General features: G+C 46.9%; 14 protein-coding genes, 3 tRNA genes and 1 pseudogene. 2 read left to right on the top strand and 16 right to left on the bottom strand.

Features of this window, described 5'->3' with window-relative positions:
• Positions 1-5: 5 nt before the first annotated feature.
• From ON063_RS12040 to ON063_RS12030, 3 genes are all read right to left on the bottom strand, one after another.
• Complete coding sequence (locus tag ON063_RS12040) at positions 6-656, bottom strand: amino acid ABC transporter permease (protein WP_214696232.1); 651 nt, start codon at positions 654-656, stop codon at positions 6-8.
• A complete protein-coding gene (locus tag ON063_RS12035; protein ID WP_274665294.1) occupies positions 653-1,411 on the bottom strand; it encodes a transporter substrate-binding domain-containing protein in 759 nt (252 codons plus the stop codon). The genes ON063_RS12040 and ON063_RS12035 overlap by 4 nt, the downstream gene beginning before the upstream one ends.
• 126 nt (positions 1,412-1,537) lie before the next feature.
• Complete coding sequence (locus tag ON063_RS12030; RefSeq protein ID WP_274665293.1) at positions 1,538-3,265, bottom strand: phospho-sugar mutase; 1,728 nt, start codon at positions 3,263-3,265, stop codon at positions 1,538-1,540.
• Positions 3,266-3,365: 100 nt separating this feature from the next.
• Here ON063_RS12030 and ON063_RS12025 point away from each other — a divergent pair.
• Positions 3,366-4,139 (top strand): annotated as a pseudogene (locus tag ON063_RS12025) (sulfurtransferase); the annotation flags it as partial.
• Between the two features lie 74 nt (positions 4,140-4,213).
• Here the strand turns inward: ON063_RS12025 and ON063_RS12020 are convergent.
• Genes ON063_RS12020 through ON063_RS12005 form a run of 4 tightly spaced genes read right to left on the bottom strand, consistent with a single transcriptional unit; the run spans position 4,214 to position 10,402 of the window.
• Positions 4,214-6,646 (bottom strand): glycogen/starch/alpha-glucan phosphorylase, encoded by a 2,433-nt coding sequence (locus tag ON063_RS12020; RefSeq protein WP_274665292.1) that lies wholly within the window; start codon positions 6,644-6,646, stop codon positions 4,214-4,216.
• 22 nt (positions 6,647-6,668) lie between these two features.
• Positions 6,669-8,102: a glycogen synthase GlgA gene (gene glgA, locus ON063_RS12015; RefSeq protein ID WP_274665291.1), complete on the bottom strand. Its 1,434-nt coding sequence runs from the start codon at positions 8,100-8,102 to the stop codon at positions 6,669-6,671.
• Positions 8,103-8,112: 10 nt separating this feature from the next.
• The gene (glgD, locus tag ON063_RS12010) at positions 8,113-9,306 is read right to left on the bottom strand and encodes a glucose-1-phosphate adenylyltransferase subunit GlgD (RefSeq protein WP_251131007.1); all 1,194 of its coding nucleotides are present in this window, start codon (positions 9,304-9,306) and stop codon (positions 8,113-8,115) included.
• Positions 9,248-10,402 (bottom strand): glucose-1-phosphate adenylyltransferase, encoded by a 1,155-nt coding sequence (locus tag ON063_RS12005; protein WP_224860166.1) that lies wholly within the window; start codon positions 10,400-10,402, stop codon positions 9,248-9,250. The genes glgD and ON063_RS12005 overlap by 59 nt, the downstream gene beginning before the upstream one ends.
• Positions 10,403-10,556: 154 nt before the next feature.
• Between ON063_RS12005 and ON063_RS12000 the strand changes: the two genes are divergently transcribed.
• Positions 10,557-12,344, top strand: coding sequence for a transglycosylase domain-containing protein (locus ON063_RS12000; protein WP_274665290.1), 1,788 nt, complete (start codon positions 10,557-10,559; stop codon positions 12,342-12,344).
• Between the two features lie 50 nt (positions 12,345-12,394).
• Here ON063_RS12000 and ON063_RS11995 read toward each other — a convergent pair whose 3' ends face one another.
• From ON063_RS11995 to ON063_RS11955, 9 genes are all read right to left on the bottom strand, one after another.
• Entirely contained in the window at positions 12,395-13,270 is an 876-nt protein-coding gene (locus ON063_RS11995; protein ID WP_274665289.1) for a hypothetical protein, read from the bottom strand.
• On the bottom strand, positions 13,267-13,824 hold the full coding sequence (locus tag ON063_RS11990) for a DUF5366 family protein (RefSeq protein WP_074032604.1): 558 nt from the start codon (positions 13,822-13,824) through the stop codon (positions 13,267-13,269). Before ON063_RS11990 ends, ON063_RS11995 begins: the two co-directional genes overlap by 4 nt.
• 228 nt (positions 13,825-14,052) lie before the next feature.
• A complete protein-coding gene (trmL, locus tag ON063_RS11985; RefSeq protein WP_274665288.1) occupies positions 14,053-14,526 on the bottom strand; it encodes a tRNA (uridine(34)/cytosine(34)/5-carboxymethylaminomethyluridine(34)-2'-O)-methyltransferase TrmL in 474 nt (157 codons plus the stop codon).
• Between the two features lie 12 nt (positions 14,527-14,538).
• Complete coding sequence (locus ON063_RS11980) at positions 14,539-14,979, bottom strand: methylated-DNA--[protein]-cysteine S-methyltransferase (protein ID WP_274665287.1); 441 nt, start codon at positions 14,977-14,979, stop codon at positions 14,539-14,541.
• Complete coding sequence (gene queG, locus ON063_RS11975) at positions 14,960-16,108, bottom strand: tRNA epoxyqueuosine(34) reductase QueG (RefSeq protein WP_274665286.1); 1,149 nt, start codon at positions 16,106-16,108, stop codon at positions 14,960-14,962. The genes ON063_RS11980 and queG overlap by 20 nt, the downstream gene beginning before the upstream one ends.
• A gap of 67 nt (positions 16,109-16,175) precedes the next feature.
• Positions 16,176-16,246, bottom strand: a tRNA-Gly gene (locus ON063_RS11970).
• Positions 16,247-16,374: 128 nt separating this feature from the next.
• Positions 16,375-17,436 (bottom strand): DUF2332 domain-containing protein, encoded by a 1,062-nt coding sequence (locus tag ON063_RS11965; RefSeq protein ID WP_274665285.1) that lies wholly within the window; start codon positions 17,434-17,436, stop codon positions 16,375-16,377.
• A gap of 273 nt (positions 17,437-17,709) precedes the next feature.
• Positions 17,710-17,790, bottom strand: a tRNA-Leu gene (locus tag ON063_RS11960).
• Between the two features lie 9 nt (positions 17,791-17,799).
• A tRNA-Cys gene (locus ON063_RS11955) sits at positions 17,800-17,873 on the bottom strand.
• Positions 17,874-17,918: the final 45 nt, after the last annotated feature.

Raw genomic sequence — 17,918 nt, 5'->3', positions numbered from 1 at the left:
TTTTCTTATCGAATCGCGTAACGCTGTTCGAGTTTGTGTTGACCGGCTTGAATCAAGGTCGATAAGATCCAATAAATCGAAGCCGAGAACAAGAGTAACGGCATGACCAAATATGTCGTTGCGGCAATTTGGTCAGACACATACGTTAACTCCTGAACCGCGATGACCGAACCGAGTGACGTCGACTTGATGATGTCGATGACCGAGTTCGAGACAGGCGGGATGGCGCGAGAGAGCGCCTGTGGGAAAATGATGTCTTTGAAACGCTTCACTTTCGGAATTCCTAGCGCGACACTCGCCTCAACCTGTCCTTTGTCGACAGAGTTGATGGCTGCCCGGAACGCTTCCGAAATATAGGCCGCAAAGTGGAATCCGAGTCCGAAAATCAGCGCCTGCATCCCACTGAGTTGCACGAACCCAGTGAGACCGACATACAAAATCAATAATTGAAGTAAGAGCGGTGTTCCACGGAAGAACGAAATGTACGTCCGCGTGAACAATCGCACGATTTTAATCGGGCTACTATGAAGTAAAGCGATGATCAGACCGAGCGCCAAGGCGAGAAGAATCGACAGGACACTGGCGATCAACGTGAGCTGGACGGCTTCAAGATAGACCGAGCGGTTATCTATGACGGTCGTGATCAGTTCATTCATTGACTGATGTCCTCACCGAAGTACTTCTCACCGATTTCCTGCATCGTACCGTCTTCTTTCATTTCCGCAAGTGCATCGTTCAACTTCTCGAGAACGTCGCTATCTTGACGTGTCATGAATCCAGCTTCACTCGTATTGAAGATGTCACCGACTGCTTTCACGTCATAGCCTGTTTTTTCAAGCTCTGTCAAGATGAAGAGACGGTCGTTCAATGCTGCATCAAGACGACCGACTTCGAGGTCTTGAAGGACTTGGTTCGCCCCTTTGTAGTATTTCACTTCAGCGCCAGCTTCTTCAGCCATTTGTGCATAGACTGAACCTTGTGTCGATCCGACTAATTTGCCGTCGAGGTCTTCTACTCCTTGGATATCGTTGTTGTCCGAACCAACGATGACTTGAGCACCTGATACTGCATACGGGTCAGAGAACGCATACTTCTCTTCACGCTCAGGTGTGATGCTCATTTGGTTAGCAATCATGTCGATGCGTTCAGCATCAAGTGCTGGAACGAGTCCTTTGAAATCCATTGCCTCGTATTCCACTTTATAACCGGCACGTTCTGCCGCTTCGTTCAAGACGTCGATGTCATATCCCATCAGTTCACCTTTTTCTTTATACGTGAACGGTGGGTATGTCGCCTCTGTCCCGACAGTGATGACTGCTTCGTCCGCTCCACTGTCTGATTCGTTACCGCAAGCTGCGAGAAGCCCGACTGAAGCTCCGATTGCGAGTACGCTTGTTAATGTCTTTTTCATAATAATTCCGCCTTTCCTATAATCCTTATATGATTACACGGTTTTAAACAATAATCTCATCATACTGGCGCGATGTCTTCATGTCAAACAAAAAACATCACCCTATCGCTAGAGTGATGTCCCCCATCAATCGATGGCTTTTGCCTGTTTCATGACGTCCGCTTCAATTGCTTCACGTTTCGCTGTCGTCTTCTCGGCGCGATCCGCATGAACACTAAAGTAAAACTTGATTTTCGGCTCTGTGCCAGATGGGCGAAGGCAGAACCACGACCCGTCCGCAAAGACGAATTTCAAGACGTTCGATGATGGTAACTCGATTGCTTCAGACGTGTTCGTCCGTAAGTCAGTCGCCACTTGTTTCTTATAATCTTCGAAACGAACGACTTCGTATCCCCCAACTTCTTTCGGCGGATTGGCACGGAACGCTTCCATCATACGACCGATTTGTTCGAGACCGGCTTTCCCTTTCAATGTCATCGACTGTAATGACTCTTCATAGAAACCGTACTTCTCATAAATCGACTGCAACGCATCATAAAGCGTCCGACCTTGCTGTTTATGATATGCCGCCATTTCAGCTGCGAGTAGACAAGCCTGAACCGCATCTTTGTCACGGCAGAAGTCACCGATCAAATAGCCGTAGCTTTCTTCATAGCCAAAGAGGAATTCATATTCGCCTGATTCCTCATATTGTTTGATTTTCTCCCCGATAAACTTGAATCCTGTCAACGTGTTCTCAAGATGCACACCGTATGCTTTCGCAATCGCGGCCCCGAGTTCTGACGTGACGATCGTCTTGGCGACGAAACCATTCGAAGGGAGTGTTCCTGTCTCACTCTTTTGTGACAAGATATATTCCATTAAGAGTGCACCTGTCTGGTTACCGGTCAAGACGAACCATTCCCCGTCACGACCGCGTACTGTCAAGCCGACACGGTCCGCATCCGGGTCCGTTGCCATGAGCAAATCGGCTCCGACGCGATCCCCGTACTCCATCGCCAGTTTAAACGCAGCTTTTTCTTCTGGGTTCGGATAACTGACGGTCGGGAAAGCACCATCTGGTTCTGCTTGCTCTTCTACAATCGTCACATGGTCAAACCCGTACGCTTTCAACCCTTCCATGACCGGACGGCGTCCCGTCCCGTGGAGTGGTGAATACACGATTTGAAGAGGGCTGTCCTGTACGTCACGATGAATCCGAATTGACTGGAGTGCTTCCATATAAGCCTCATCGACGGACGGGTCCACTGTGACGAGTAGTCCTGTTTGACGAAGTGCCGCCTCATCTTCGATGTCGATTTTCAACTCATCTTCAATCGCATTGACGTAACTGACAAGTTCATCCGCTTCTGCTGGCGGAAGCTGTCCACCGTCTGCCCCATACACTTTGAACCCATTGTATTCAGGCGGGTTGTGACTCGCCGTGATGACGATACCACCGAACGCATTCAAATGACGTACGGCAAACGAGAGTTCCGGTGTGGCGCGCAAACTTGGGAACAAGTACGTCTTGATCCCATTTGATGCAAGCGTCCGTGCCGCCTCTAATGCAAACTCTGGTGAAAAATGACGCGAATCATGGGCGATCACGACGCCGTGACGTTTCGCTTCTTCTCCTGAAGCTGCGATAAAGTCAGCAAATCCTTGTGACGCTTTTCGAATCGTGTATACGTTCATCCGGTTCGCACCCGGTCCGATTTCTCCGCGCATCCCGCCTGTCCCGAACTCAAGCGTCTTATAAAATGCGTCTTCTAACGTTGTCTCATCTTTTGCGAGTTCCTCAAGTTCCGCTCGTAAATGCGGTTCAAGTCCTTCAAATTGATTCCAACGGTCATACGTTTGTTGCCATGTCATGATTCATTCCCCTTTCACCCTCAAAAAATTCAATCGAAGTACTCGCCAATTGCTTCCATCTTGTATACGATGAGAGTAACGAAACCTCGAGGTGATATTAATGTTTCCAACAATGCGTGCCCAAGAATTAAAACAAATCGTGCATACGAACTCGATTCGTTTCATCGATTGCCGATATTCGCTAAACGACGCGTCCTATGGTAAATATGTCTACCGAAAGGGACATCTTCCGAACGCTGTCTTTCTCGATTTGATGGAAGACTTGTCCGGTCCGCTCGGCGAACATGGCGGACGTCACCCGCTTCCTTCAAAAGAAGCGTGGACGGCAACACTCCGTCGCATCGGCTTGAAAAAAGAAGATTTGGTCGTCATTTATGATGACGGCTTCCCATTCGCAGCTCGTGCGTGGTGGCTCTTCAAGTGGGCCGGTCACGAACGGGTCGTCGTCCTAGAAGGCGGTATCCAATCTGGCATCACTTATTGCGGTGAGACCACGGCCGACGTGCCGAACTACCCAGCGAGTGACTATGCCCCAGATTTTCAAGATGACATGATCGCGACACTCGAAGAAGTGAAAGCCGCTACGAGCGGTTCACTCTATGATTCGCGAACAGAGGATCGCTTTAACGGGACACATGAACCGATTGACCAAAAGGCAGGCCATATCCCGAACGCATTGCTCTGTTCTTATGCCGAGGCCATCACCGAGCTCGGTACACTAGAAGACTTTCACGATTTAAAAGAGCTTTATAAAGACGTCCTTACCGTGGAAAATCCAATCTTTTATTGCGGTAGCGGCGTGACCGCCTGCGTCAATATTCTGGCGCTGCACGCTCTTGGGAAAGACGATGTTCGACTTTATCCCGGATCCTATTCTGACTGGATCAGCTATCCAGAAAACGAGGTCGTTTATTTTACACCGAAGTTAATGTTATTCCAAAATAATCTTTATTTGACACTCGTCGGTTTGATGTTCCAGACTGCGTTTGCATATTCAGTGATTGTTCGGTCACTCGAGAAGATTCCTGATTTTGCCGTGTTGACGATTGAGCTCTCTGCCCAACGCGGACGGTCACTGAAGACTTCGTCGACGCGTCGCTGTGCTCGCATATAGGAGATGAAGTCTTTCAATACGAGGAAATCATCGTTATAGACGAGGAGTGAGTCGAAGATCGACTGGAACTGATATTCACCGACCTTATCAAATGTACCGTTGACGAGACCATCGACCACATCTTTAATTTCTTGGTGGGCATGATAGATTTCCGCCGCATGGTATCCTCCGAACTTTTTATAGTTCATGACTTCTTGTGGGGATAACCCAAAAATAAAGATATGATCGTCTCCGACCGCGTCACGAATCTCGATATTCGCACCGTCTAACGTACCGATTGTCAACGCACCGTTCATCATGAACTTCATGTTTCCGGTACCCGACGCCTCGTAGCTCGCTGTCGAGATTTGTTCGCTCAAGTCAGAGCCTGGGAAAATACGTTCCGCCATTGAGACACGATAGTTCTCAAGGAAGATGACTTTAATGAATTGGCTCGCCCGCTTATCTTTATTGATCAACGTGGCGAGGGCATTGATGTAGCGAATGATTTCCTTCGCGTAATAGTACCCCGGTGCCGCCTTGGCGCCAAAAATGAACGTACGAGGAACCATCGTAAACGTTGGATCCGCTTGAATCTTCAAGTAAAGCGCATGGATATGAAGGGCATTCAGGAGCTGACGCTTATAGGCGTGGAGACGCTTAACTTGAACGTCAAAAATGGAATGCGGGTCAACAACCTCTCCCGTCTCCTCCTGGATATAAGCAGCCAAATCAAATTTATTTTGTTGTTTCACATCCATCACGATTTCTTGGAAGCTCTTATCTTTCGAGACACCCATCAACTTTTCCATGTCGTTCGGGTGTTCGACCCATGACGGTCCAATCGCTTCCGTGATCGCGTCAGACAGTCGCGGATTCGATTTCAAGAGCCAACGTCGATGCGTAATCCCGTTCGTTTTGTTGTTGAAGCGTAGTGGGAACATCTCATATAAGTAACGCATCTCGCGCTGTTTTAAAATATCGGTATGGATCTGGGCAACCCCGTTCGTCGAATGAGAGCCGACGACAGCCAAGTTGGCCATGTTGATGTGCTCGTTCGATACGATTGCGATTTCCCCCATATGTGATTCCAGATGAGGATAGTTGACCAATACGTCCCGACAGAAACGTCGATTGATTTCCTCGATAATTTGATACACGCGAGGTAGTAGCCGTTGATACATCTCGACTGGCCATTTCTCAAGCGCTTCGGCGAGAAGTGTGTGGTTCGTGAACGACATGACGCTCTTCGTGATGCGCCACGCCTCGTCCCAACCGTACCCATGCTCATCCATCAAGATTCGCATCAATTCAGGAATCGCAACAACCGGGTGTGTATCGTTAATATGAATCGCATAATGGTCACCTAATTGTTTGAGCGACTTATTCCGCTTCACATAGGAAGCAAGCATCGATTGAATCCCCGCCGACACAAAGAAGTACTGTTGTTTCAAACGCAGTACTTTTCCTTCATACGTCGTATCATCTGGATATAAAAATTCCGAAATGGTCGCAATCGACTGTTTGTATCGCAACAAGTCTTTGTACGTCCCTTTCGTTTTCTCTAAATACGCCTCATCGTCAAGCGGCGACTCCGCGTTCCAAAGACGTAACGTATTCACGACGTCATTTTGATAGCCGATAATCGGCATATCGTAAGGTACCGCTCTTACGACTTCATCCGGATGATGGACGACGCGTAACCGATCTCCGATTTGCTTCATCTCAATCCATCCACCGAAATTGATATCGACCGCTTTATCCTGACGTCTCGTCTCCCACATATTGCCGTCACGTAGCCAGTTGTCCGGTAACTCGACTTGATACCCATCGACAATCTTTTGTTTGAAGAGACCATAGCGGTAACGGATCCCGTTTCCGTGTCCAGGTAAACTGAGCGCGGCCAATGAATCGAGGAAGCAGGCTGCTAAGCGGCCAAGTCCCCCGTTCCCAAGTCCCGGTTCTGGCTCGATCTCCGTGATGTCCGTGAAGTCGTATCCAAGATCTTCGAGTCCTTCTTTGACGAGCTCTAACACGTCGAGACTCAACAAGTTGTTATACAGGAATCGACCTAATAGAAATTCAAGCGAGAAGTAGATGACTTGTTTACTATGTTTTTCTTCTTGACGGTCTCGCGTGTGGATCCATTTCGGCATGGCTTGTTCGCGCACCATCGTTGCCAAGGTTTGATACACTTCCTGCTCTGTCCCATCCTCGATCGACTTTCCATTTAATGCGATGAATCGTTCTTTAAACGCGTCGACAAAGCTCTGTTTATCTGTGAACATAAATCAAGTTAGCTCCTTCCACTCATGCGAATAAATGATATAACTCACGATATTGCTTGGCGGATTGTTTCCAGCTAAAGTCCGCGGTCATCGCCTGATGGACGAGGGCATGCCAATTTTCTTTCTCATAGAAGACACGAATCGCTTTTTCGATCGTTGCCAGCATCTCATGGGCATTGTAGTTCATAAACCCGAATCCGGTCCCTTCTTGCGTGAATTCGTTATACGGCTTCACCGTGTCACGAAGTCCACCCGTCTCACGGACAATCGGCAATGTGCCATAGCGCATGGAAATCAATTGACTGAGTCCACACGGCTCAAAACGTGACGGCATTAAAAAAGCATCCGATCCAGCGTAAATCAAGTGAGCGAGTTCGATGTCAAAACCGATATAAGAGCCCACTTTCCCTGGATGTGCTGCTGTCATCTCGTGAACGATTCCTTCGTATTCTGGTTGTCCCGAACCAAGGAATGCGAATTGGCATGGCAACTGACCGAGTTCTTCAAACACGCCATTGATTAAATCGAGCCCTTTTTGGTCAACGAGACGGCTGACGAACCCGATGAGCATGACGTCATCTCGGACTTCTAGACCGAGTCGTTCTTGTAACGCTCGTTTGTTCGCAAGCTTTCCTTCTTTGTACGTATCGAGGTTATACGTCTGTTTGATTCGCGCATCTGTGTTTGGATCGTTCGTTGCCAAATCGATCCCGTTTAAAATGCCTCGGACATCGACCGCACGATGACGTAATGCCCCGTCTAAGCCTTCCCCATAATACGGTTCCATGATTTCGTCCCGATAAGACGGACTGACCGTCGTGATTTGATCGGAATGCACAATTCCAGCTTTCATATAGTTGACGAGACCGTTATGTTGAATCCCTTCGGCCGTAAAATGCTCATGGCCGAACTGTAATAGTTCTCCAAGAATTTCTTCCGGGAAAATTCCTTGGTACTGCAAGTTATGGATGGTATAAACCGTACGAATGCGTTGATACGCTTCAATATGTTGATAATGAATTCGTAGAAAGGCCGGTAGAATACCGGTCTGCCAGTCGTGACAATGAAGAACATCAGGTACCTCTTCCATTTTCCCAATCATCTCAAGGACTGCCCGTGAGAAGAAGGCGAAGCGTTCCGCATCATCAAAGTGTCCATATAAGACACCGTCACGTTTAAAGTAATATTCGTTATCGATAAAGTAATATGTGATGCCATCTCGCTCTAATTTCAAGACCGCGCCGAATTGCTTCCGCCAACCGACCGGAACGATGAGGTCAAATAAATACTCCATCTCGTCCACATATTCTGCAGCAATCGAGCCATATTTCGGCATGACGACACTCACTTCTTCTCCTAAATCCGCCACCGCTTGAGGGAGCGAACCGACAACGTCGGCGAGCCCCCCCGTTTTCATGAACGGTGCCGCTTCTGAAGCAACATACCAAATTTTCATAAAATCCTCCTCACACCACTGTTCGTTTTGCGATGACAATCGGTTCGTCGATTGTGCCTCGGATGACTTGCCCCCGTTTTACGACAACTTCTTTATCAAGAATCGCATTTTCGACGACAGCGCCTTCTTCAATAATCGACTTCGACGAAATGATTGAGTTTTTCACGCGTGCGTGCTTACTCACTTGAACACCACGGAAGAGAATACTGTTTTGAACTTCACCATGAATCTTACACCCGTTCGCAACGAGCGCTTCGTTCACTTTTGATCCTTTCAAATAGCGAGTCGGTGGCTCATGCTTGATCTTCGTATAGATGTGTGGGAAGTCATAGATGATTCCTTCTCCACGAAGCAGTCGCATGCTCTCGTTATAGTAAGAAAGTACCGAATGAATAGCCTGCATTTTACCGACATAATGGTATCCGTGCACATGCAACCGATGGAGCTGTGGACGGATGACACCGTCTAACAAGTCATATTCTCCTTTAGACGTCGCTTCGTCGACAAGGCGCATGAATAGATTTTTCGACATGATGATTGTTTCTGTGAACGCATATTCATCATCCGGTGAAAAACCACGTTCTGAAACACCGACGACGCGATCATTTTCACCAAGACGAATCGGGCGACAGTAGCCACACTTCTGTTCATGCGTTGTATAGGCAAGTGTGATGTCTGCTCCCATCGACTTGTGGTGTTCGAGCATGTCGTTATAGTCGATTGTCGTCAACACATTCGATCCCGTAATGACGACGTACGGCTGTTTGCTGCGAATGAAATGTTCACGGTGCATCGAGAAGTTGGCCAAGTCACCGAGATATGCTTCCCCGTCAGGTTTTAAGGCAGGCGGGAAAATATGAAGTCCGCCCTGTGAACGGTCCAAGTCCCATTCTTTTCCTGATCCGAGATGGTCCATCAACGAGCGGTACTTGTCTAACGTGAAAATCCCCACTTGACTGATGTTTTGCGTAATCATATTCGTCAACGTGAAATCAATGAGACGATAACGTCCCGAGAATGGGACTGACGCCAAATTACGATGACCTGTAAATTCCGGAAACAGCCCTTGCTCCGTGCCTAAGTTAATGACCCCTAATAAATCGTTCGTCAACAGTAACGCCTCCTTGCGTGTCTCTTTACTCGTATCAAACTCGTTGTTTGAAGACGGTGCCGCTTTCAATGTTTTCGTGTGGTTCAATAACAACGATTTCACCACCCGGCTCACCGACTGTCGCGCCGTCTTCAATGACTGCACAGCTTGCGACAATGGCTCTGTGAATTGTTACATCCTTCCCGATTCTAGCCCCCGGCATGATGACCGAGTCTTTCACGAGCGATCCTTCGCCGACACGAACGTCATAGAATAGAACCGAATGTTGTACTTCCCCTTCGATATGACACCCTTCATTGATCACAGACTGTTCGACGCAGGCATCTTTACCGATATATTGCGGCGTCTGATTCGGATTGACCGAATAGATTTTCCAGTTTGGATCGTACAAATCGAATGGTGGTTCTTCCTCAAGAAGATCCATATTCGCTTCCCAAAGCGATTGAATCGTTCCAACATCTTTCCAGTAGCCTTTAAACTTATAGGCGAAAACATCTAGCCCTTGGAGAAGCGTGTTTGGAATGATGTTCTTTCCGAAGTCAAAGCTTGATGTTTCGTCTTCCGCATCTTTAATCAAATGCTCGCGCAAGACGCTCCAGTTGAAGATATAAATCCCCATCGACGCCAAGTTACTCTTTGGATCTTCAGGTTTCTCTTCAAACTCATTGATGCGAAGGTCATCCGCCGTGTTCAAGATCCCGAAACGTGAAGCTTCGTCCCAAGGCACTTCCATGACGGAGATTGTCACATCGGCTTGTTTTTCTTTGTGGGCTTCGAGCATCTTCTCGTAGTCCATCTTGTAGATGTGGTCTCCTGATAGGATCAAAACATAATCCGGATCGTAATCATCGATGTAGCTCAAGTTACGATAGATCGCGTTCGCTGTCCCTTCGTACCAATTTTTCCCCGACTGTGCTTGGTAAGGTGGGAGAATGGCTAAGCCCCCGTTACGACGATCTAAATCCCATGCCGTCCCAATTCCTAAGTAACGATTCAATTCAAGCGGCTCGTATTGCGTCAACACCCCGACTGTTGTAATTCCCGAGTTCGTGCAGTTTGACAATGGGAAATCGATGATTCGGTACTTTCCGCCAAAATGAACGGCAGGCTTCGCCGTTTTTCGCGTGAGAGGCCCCAATCGTTTTCCTTCTCCTCCCGCAAGGAGCATCGCAACCATTTCTTGCTTCATAAATAATAAGCCTCCTCAAAATCGTAATATACAACCTCTTTTACCCTTTTTCGCTCTTTCCTAAAGTATTCCTTCTCGAATTATTATATGATAACGTTTACATTTTTATTTTTTTGTAAATGTGACGATATAATGAGTAGAAAGAGGTGAAACGATGAGAGCTTGGATTGGAATCTTGTTTTTTGCAGGACTACTGGCGACTTCTTTGACGCTTGCGAATGCATTGAAAGAAGAGATCGAAAAGACAGATGAAATTTTATCTTGGGGACAAGAACTGGTATCAGAGCAACCACTCTCGTCGAAGCATGCAATCACGCTCGCGTACAATGGTGGCGAACAGCAGATTTACTTGGCAGGTCGCCGAAATGACGTCTCTCCAAAGGCATTACCTGAACACATTCAAGAAGCCATCATGATCATTGAAGACCGAAAATTTAATGCCCATCCCGGCTACGATTTGAGCGGGATTGCTCGGGCATTTATTAATAACGCGAACGAGACATCTGTTCAAGGTGGAAGTACAATCACCCAACAGCTCGCACGAAATGTTTACTTAACTCACGAACGGACATATGAACGAAAAGTGAAAGAATTATTGATTGCACGAGCATTAGAAGAAAATTATAGCAAGAAAGAAATTTTAACTGCATATAGCAATGTCATTTTCTTCGGACATAATGTATATGGCATTCAATCTGCGGCCGATACATACTTTTCGAGACCGCTCGCCGATTTAAACTGGAACCAACTCGCCTATTTGTTGACGGTACCGAACAACCCGTCACTCTATGATCCGCTCAATCCGTCAGATGCTTATTTCGAGCGAAAAGATCGGATTTTGACACAACTATTCGAAGCGGGCGTCATCTCCAAAAGCGCCTATGATCAATATCATGGTGTGAAACTTCAAGCCGCATACCGAAGTCAAACGATTCAATATCCAGACTATATGGATACGGTCGTACGCGAAGCGATTCAGTTAGTACGTTCACGGTATGACTTGGATGATGCCGAAGCAAGAGACTATTTATCGACGCACCAAGCGACGATCGAGACGTATCTGTCGACGGCCAAACAGACGAAAGCGAAGCAAGTGATGAGTCAGTTGCCATCCGGGTTAAACGGAGGATATACGGAACTGACACCACAAGGACGAATCGTGGCGATGGTCGATTCGGAAATGACACAAGTCGGTGAATTCAACCGCGCAACCCAAGCCTACCGTCAACCGGGGTCCGCAATCAAACCGATTCTCGTGTTCGCCCCATTCATCGAAGAGACGGGAGCGACACTTGAGACGGTTCTCGATGGTCGACCAGCTTGCTACGGTTCCTATTGTCCGGGTAATAGCCATGACCGCGTGTTAGGAGATGTGTTATTGAAAGATGCAGTCGCCTATTCCTACAACACGCCAGCTTTGGCTGCTTTCTCTGTCGTTGATCAGCCACGAGCCTATGAGAGGGCCGATATGATGTTCAGTCAATGGGATGAACAGGACGAGAACTTAGCGAGCGCGCTCGGTGGTCTCACACAAGGGGTCTCTCCGAAAGAACTTGCGGCCGCCTACACACCATTCTTAAACAAAGGCGTCTATACATCCGGTCATACGATCAAACAAATCACATTTAAAACGAATGAGCCCGCATTGACGCCTATCCTGACCGAAGAGGCAGTCTGGTCTCCCGATACGATGAATGTGATGAAGGAAGCTTTAACGACCGTCACAACGTACGGAACGGGACGTTATGCCAACCAGGTGAAAGGTGATTACGAATATCTCGGAGGAAAGACAGGAACGACGAATGACAATAAAGATATGTGGTACGTCGGACTTACCGATCAAACGATCACCGCGATTTGGCTCGGAGCCGACACACCGCGCCCGTTCCCCGAACTCGCCAACCGAGCTTACCCGGCAATCGTCTGGACAGAGGCACATTAATCAAAAAGAGTCAGCCGATTTTTTCATCAGCTGACTCTTTTTTTGATGACTCACACGCTACGTTCGATTCGCATGTGATAGCTTCCCCAGTGTTTCGATAATTCATCGTGATCAATGAGCTTCCATGGGTTGAACCGAACTTGACCGTGCTTGTTGAAATATAGGTTTTCACGAACACAGTAGCTGGCGTGAACGAGTTGCTCTTGTTCGTTCCAAAAAGTAAGGACGTCACCAGATTCCGGCACAGCATCCGTCACCGTTTCAAAACCGCTCTGCTGAATCGTTTGAAGAAATGTCTCCGGATGAATCCACTGGTGAATCATCCACTCATGTTGTGTAGCTGCGAATAACGTCGCTGCCAGACAGTTACTCCCTTCATATATCGGAAATGTGTTCGCATATGTAACGAGATGTGCTGGTGTCCGTTCATCACATCGTTCCCCTTCCCACGTATCCCATTCTTTCGCATAGCGATAGATAAGCGAATGACGGGTTTCTGTCGAAAGCTTTTTCCAGTTCGACTCGTCTAAGACGATGAAAGATTCCCCATCCTTCTCCACGATCGCGTCATCAGATACCTCATTCCGCTGCTCAACCGTAAGAGGTAAAACAAGCCCACGATTCGTCGTCACCTGATATTCAAGAAGACGGGACTTGACGTCCTGACGTAAACTATCAATCGTGTTTAAAGGGGTATGCACAACATGTGTGACGCCTTCCCCCATCATCCATGTCAGATAGGCATTCGAAAGATGCGGATTTTTATAAGCGGGGTGACGAGAAAACTCTTCTCTCGGTAAAATAAGGGCACTACTCGGCAATTCTTCAAAGAAAGTAGAATCGATCCAGTACAACGTTTCTTTTGGAACAAACGTCTGACACCACGCCTCTATTTTATCAAACGTCGGCTCAAATTTCTCTCTCATAAGATGATATCTCCGACAGAATTAAACAGCCGCAGAATCGACCATCCTAATCCACTGATCAAAGTCGCCCACATGACACCTTGCATGAGCAACAAGCCGATTGCACGGGGAACGGACATCGATTGACTCACTTGCCAGACGTAGTAAAAGAGATACATCAATAACGTACAGACAAGGACGGCCATGACAGCAAGTAATGTATTGAGAAACAGAAAACTGATCCCAGAACCAATGAGGAAAATAATCGCCCCAGGTTTAAGCCGATGGAGTGACGTTCCGTTTGTTTCTCGTGCAAAAAAAGCGAAGCCGAGTTGATTGAACGTATCGGCGACCAGTTTGAGTGCACTAAACAACATAAAGAAGATGGTGAAGAACACGACGAGTACGAATACTTTCGTCTCTTGCACGGATAACAGTTCGATGATTTCACTATATACGCCAATTTGATTCAGCCACTGGATCACATACTCGGACGTCGCAATCGCAAGTGACATGGAAAACAAAATAATTCCGATGAGTGGTGCATAACTCAGTAAGTACACATTCGTTTTCATGTTCCTTCTCCAATTTCACAGTAATTTCTTATATTCAGTGCAATTCTACTACCAAGTATATTATACTATTTATAGTTATGGAGATTAAAAGGGGGATTTTTGGATGGGCCTATTATTGATGGTTGGAATCAGCGTCGTCTTCCTCGCAGCGATTTTGACAGCTGGATATAACCGTAAACCTGAGGGTAACGAATAAGAGCCGGGATTCTTACGAATCCGGCTCTTTTTTTATTTCAACCCTGCATATCCTTGTTGGCGTAGGGCCTCATATACAATGATGGCAGCTGTATTCGACACATTCAATGAACGGACGAGGTTCGATTGTGGAAGACGGATACAACGGTCTAAGTTGTTCTCGATGACTTCCATCGGTAATCCTTTGGTTTCACGACCGAACACAAAGAAATAGTCGCCTTCTACGTCCGAAACATCTAAATCACTCGGATATTGTTCCCCGTACTTCGTGATATAAAAGAATTGTCCGTTCGGGTGCTTCTCCCACAATTCTTCTAACGAATCATGATAGCGTACATCGACAAACTGCCAATAATCTAACCCTGCACGCTTCAACATTTTATCGTCTGTCGAGAAACCGAGCGGACGAATCAAATGGAGAACCGAGTTTGTCGCCGCACACGTACGTGAGACGTTCCCTGTATTTGCTGGTATTTCTGGTTGAAACATTACGACATGAATCGCCATAGTTCATTTCCCTCACTTTTTCATTTCAAATTCAAGTAGGCGTTGCTTTTCAGACAACCCTCCTGCAAAGCCGACAAGCTTCCCACTGCTTCCAATCACCCGATGACACGGAAATAAAATCGGTAACGGGTTTCGGTTGAGTGCTTGGCCCACGGCACGAACAGCTTTCGGCCGACCGATTTGTTCTGCAATTTGTTTATATGTCCGTGTCTCACCGTATGGAATCGTCAACAACGCATCCCATACTTCCTGTTGAAATGGTGTTCCCTTCATTTCGATGTAGGCACGATCTGATTCATGGAATCCATGCTGCTCGACGCGCATCATGAGATGTTGTAACCAGTCAGGGGCTTCTTCTGACGGTTCATGTGTGGTGAACTCAAGATCTGTCAGTTTGCCCGCTGCGTTTAATTCATACGCTAACGGTCCCCATTTAGACGACACGATCTTCATGTGCCCACTCCTTTCGATAGATACGAATCTCTTCATGTACCATGTCAGACACTTCTTTTCGTTCAATTTCTTCAAAAATCAATTCGGCATCGGGACCAAGAATCGCACCGATCGCCCATACCGCAGTCGCTCGCATGTCTTCACGTTCATCGTTTTGGATGAATTCACGTAAAATCGGGATCGCAGATGGTTCCCGATAATGTGCGAGCGCCAATATCGCATTTCGCTGAATCGGTTTCTTTCCACGCCATGCGCCAGATAAATGTCCGAATTTTTGTTTGAACTCTCGGTTACTCAATGTCAGGAGTGGCTCTAAGAGCGGTTTGACAATTTCTGCTTCCGGCAACAATTCTTCGTGGTGACGCCAATCCTTTTTACGGTTGTACGGGCAAACTTGCTGGCACGTATCACATCCGTATAAGCGACCTCCGAGCTTCGAACGAAACTCTCGTGGCATCAACGTTTTCATTTGTGTCAAATAGGCAATGCAACGTTTCGCATCCAGTACACCTGGTTCCACAAGGGCCGTTGTCGGACATGCCGTCATACACTTATCACAGTCGCCACATCCATCTTCAATCGCTTCATCCGGAGGCAAGTAAACGTCTAAAATCATTTCCCCCAAATATAAGTACGATCCCTTCTCAGGTGAGATGATGGAGCAGTTTTTTCCGCTGAAACCGATTCCGGCACGTTCGGCGACGGCCCGGTCTACGAGCTCACCCGTGTCGACCATCGAGCGCGTACGCACTCCAGGAACCAACTCTTCAATATACGTTTGAAGCTGCTCTAATCGATTACCGACGGCGCGATGATAATCCAGTCCCCATGAGGCTCGGGCAAATAGCCCTCGTCTCTCTCCAGCAACACTACGGGGTGCGTCCTTCAACTTACTTGGATAGGCAATCGCAATCGCAATGATTGACTGGGCTTCTTCGAGTAAGAGTTCCGGGTTTGTACGCTTCTCTAGGTCGGGCTCTTCAAACCCAGAGGCAAACCCTTTCTCTTGCTGTCGAATGAGTCGCTGTTTCATGACGATGAACGGATCAGCCGTCGTCACTTTCAACTCGTCGATTCCGATGGTTTCGGCATACTCAAGGATTTGTTGTTTTAATGTGTACGGGTCCATTCCGTTCACCTCCTTTATATATTTTCGCATACAAAAAATCTCTCCGCCACTCGGCAGAGAGATATGAAGCGGGTGAAGAGAATCGAACTCTCGTCATCAGCTTGGAAGGCTGAGGTTTTACCATTAAACTACACCCGCATGAAATATTGTTGTCGTTCAAGCGACTACAGTTAATATACACCTATACCATTAAACTGTCAACAAGTATTCGTAAGTTTTTCTAAAATCACTGAAAAAAATATTTTGATATATCTTAATTATTAATATTATGCCTGTGCAAACAACGATTCAAGTGGTCTGATCACACGAAATGCTCGTCCGTGCCCTTCTGTCTCGGCATATGTCAACTCCATCAAGCATCCTGATTGATACATGTCGACATGGAGAAAACGGTCTTGAACGTTATTGTAAATGTGGAAGACGTCTCGTTGTTGTCCGATTCGTTTTACTTGTTCTAAAAGCTCTTCTTTGACAGGACGCGGCATTTGATTCGCAACGTGCGTATGGAAAATACATAACGTCTCTGTCTCCGGTACACGCATTGCGAGTTCTTCCAATAAAGTCACACCATCCCCTTCAATGAGCGTCACCTTGTCAAAATTGACTTCTTGTATGGCAGCATCAAGCATTTGACGGCGCGTGTCATGCTCCGGCCAAATCAATGCATTCATCCACGACCGTTCTGCTTCGTCCGTCAAATCAATCACATTTAAATCGACGCCGAGGCGTGTCCCGATTTCGAGCCGTATTCTGGGCTTCTGGTATATTGACCCCTTCGATTCAATGGTCGCTGAAATGATTACAGACGATGTATTTGTCGGATTAAGTGGAACGTCATTATACACATAAGCGTATTGATCAACAAATAGTTGAAGGCCCGCACTCGTTCCGATTTCGAGTAAACCGAGTGGTCGCTTCGTCTGTTGTTGAATCATTGAAAAGATTGGATACAAGTAAGAGCACCGTTGAATCTCGTTCGTTTGCACACGACGAGTCATCAATCGATTCCGAATCTCATCTTCGTATGTATGACAAAATACTAAAAAAGATGGAAAGGCATTCTCAGGTTGTTTCGGATTCTTCGTCGCGCTCGGATAATATGTAGCCAGTTCATCGGATTGGTGTTGGAGTACCAACTCATGAACGGCTGCAAATAATAAGTTCGGGGCTGGTTGTCCTTCAGGTATCTCCTCACATAATGATAAAAGCCATTCACTTTGAGCTGTTTCTCTAGCTAATACTTCATACAATCGACTAGATGCTACACATTCATTATCAGCAAATCGGATGAATCGTTCTGCGATTTCTTTTTGATTGATTTTACTCACCTCTTTACTTTTCTATTCAATTACAAGTCGAAAAGTTCCTGCTCAGGTGAAACAATCTTTCGTCTAAGCCACTCTTGTTCGTGAGAAAACAAGAAGCTCCACTTTTTATTAATCATCCAGTCAATTGTTCGAATCACGTCTAAGTGACTCGAATAGCGAGCAAGAAAAGTCATTGCCACAATCAACGTGTCGTTGCTCCTCTATCATATCTACATCACCTCGGTACTTTTTTATATACAAAAAAGACCCTAACCTCAGTTAGAGTCATACGGATACCGGTGGTCGGAGTCGAACCGACACTCCAGAGGAACACGATTTTGAGTCGTGCGCGTCTACCAATTCCGCCACACCGGCATATTATGTTGGAGGCGCCAGTCGGAATCGAACCGACGATAGAGGAGTTGCAGTCCTCTGCCTTACCACTTGGCTATGGCGCCAAAAAGTCATTGGAGCGGAAGACGGGATTCGAACCCGCGACCCCG

It is taken from the genome of Exiguobacterium sp. B2(2022) (assembly GCF_028823655.1).
Lineage (GTDB): Bacteria > Bacillota > Bacilli > Exiguobacteriales > Exiguobacteriaceae > Exiguobacterium > Exiguobacterium aestuarii_A.
The sequence above is the reverse complement of the archived record's forward strand: the minus strand, read 5'-3'. Positions and strand labels throughout refer to the sequence as shown.

Bases quoted from the DNA above. Each gene is read 5' to 3' on its own strand.
- ON063_RS12040 (WP_214696232.1), bottom strand. From the start codon at position 656: ATGAATGAACTGATCACGACCGTCATAGATAACCGCTCGGTCTATCTT.
- ON063_RS12035 (WP_274665294.1), bottom strand. From the start codon at position 1,411: ATGAAAAAGACATTAACAAGCGTACTCGCAATCGGAGCTTCAGTCGGG.
- ON063_RS12030 (WP_274665293.1), bottom strand. From the start codon at position 3,265: ATGACATGGCAACAAACGTATGACCGTTGGAATCAATTTGAAGGACTT.
- ON063_RS12020 (WP_274665292.1), bottom strand. From the start codon at position 6,646: ATGTTCACAGATAAACAGAGCTTTGTCGACGCGTTTAAAGAACGATTC.
- glgA (WP_274665291.1), bottom strand. From the start codon at position 8,102: ATGAAAATTTGGTATGTTGCTTCAGAAGCGGCACCGTTCATGAAAACG.
- ON063_RS12005 (WP_224860166.1), bottom strand. From the start codon at position 10,402: ATGAAGCAAGAAATGGTTGCGATGCTCCTTGCGGGAGGAGAAGGAAAA.
- ON063_RS12000 (WP_274665290.1), top strand. From the start codon at position 10,557: ATGAGAGCTTGGATTGGAATCTTGTTTTTTGCAGGACTACTGGCGACT.
- ON063_RS11995 (WP_274665289.1), bottom strand. From the start codon at position 13,270: ATGAGAGAGAAATTTGAGCCGACGTTTGATAAAATAGAGGCGTGGTGT.
- ON063_RS11990 (WP_074032604.1), bottom strand. From the start codon at position 13,824: ATGAAAACGAATGTGTACTTACTGAGTTATGCACCACTCATCGGAATT.
- trmL (WP_274665288.1), bottom strand. From the start codon at position 14,526: ATGGCGATTCATGTCGTAATGTTTCAACCAGAAATACCAGCAAATACA.
- ON063_RS11980 (WP_274665287.1), bottom strand. From the start codon at position 14,979: ATGAAGATCGTGTCGTCTAAATGGGGACCGTTAGCGTATGAATTAAAC.
- queG (WP_274665286.1), bottom strand. From the start codon at position 16,108: ATGGACCCGTACACATTAAAACAACAAATCCTTGAGTATGCCGAAACC.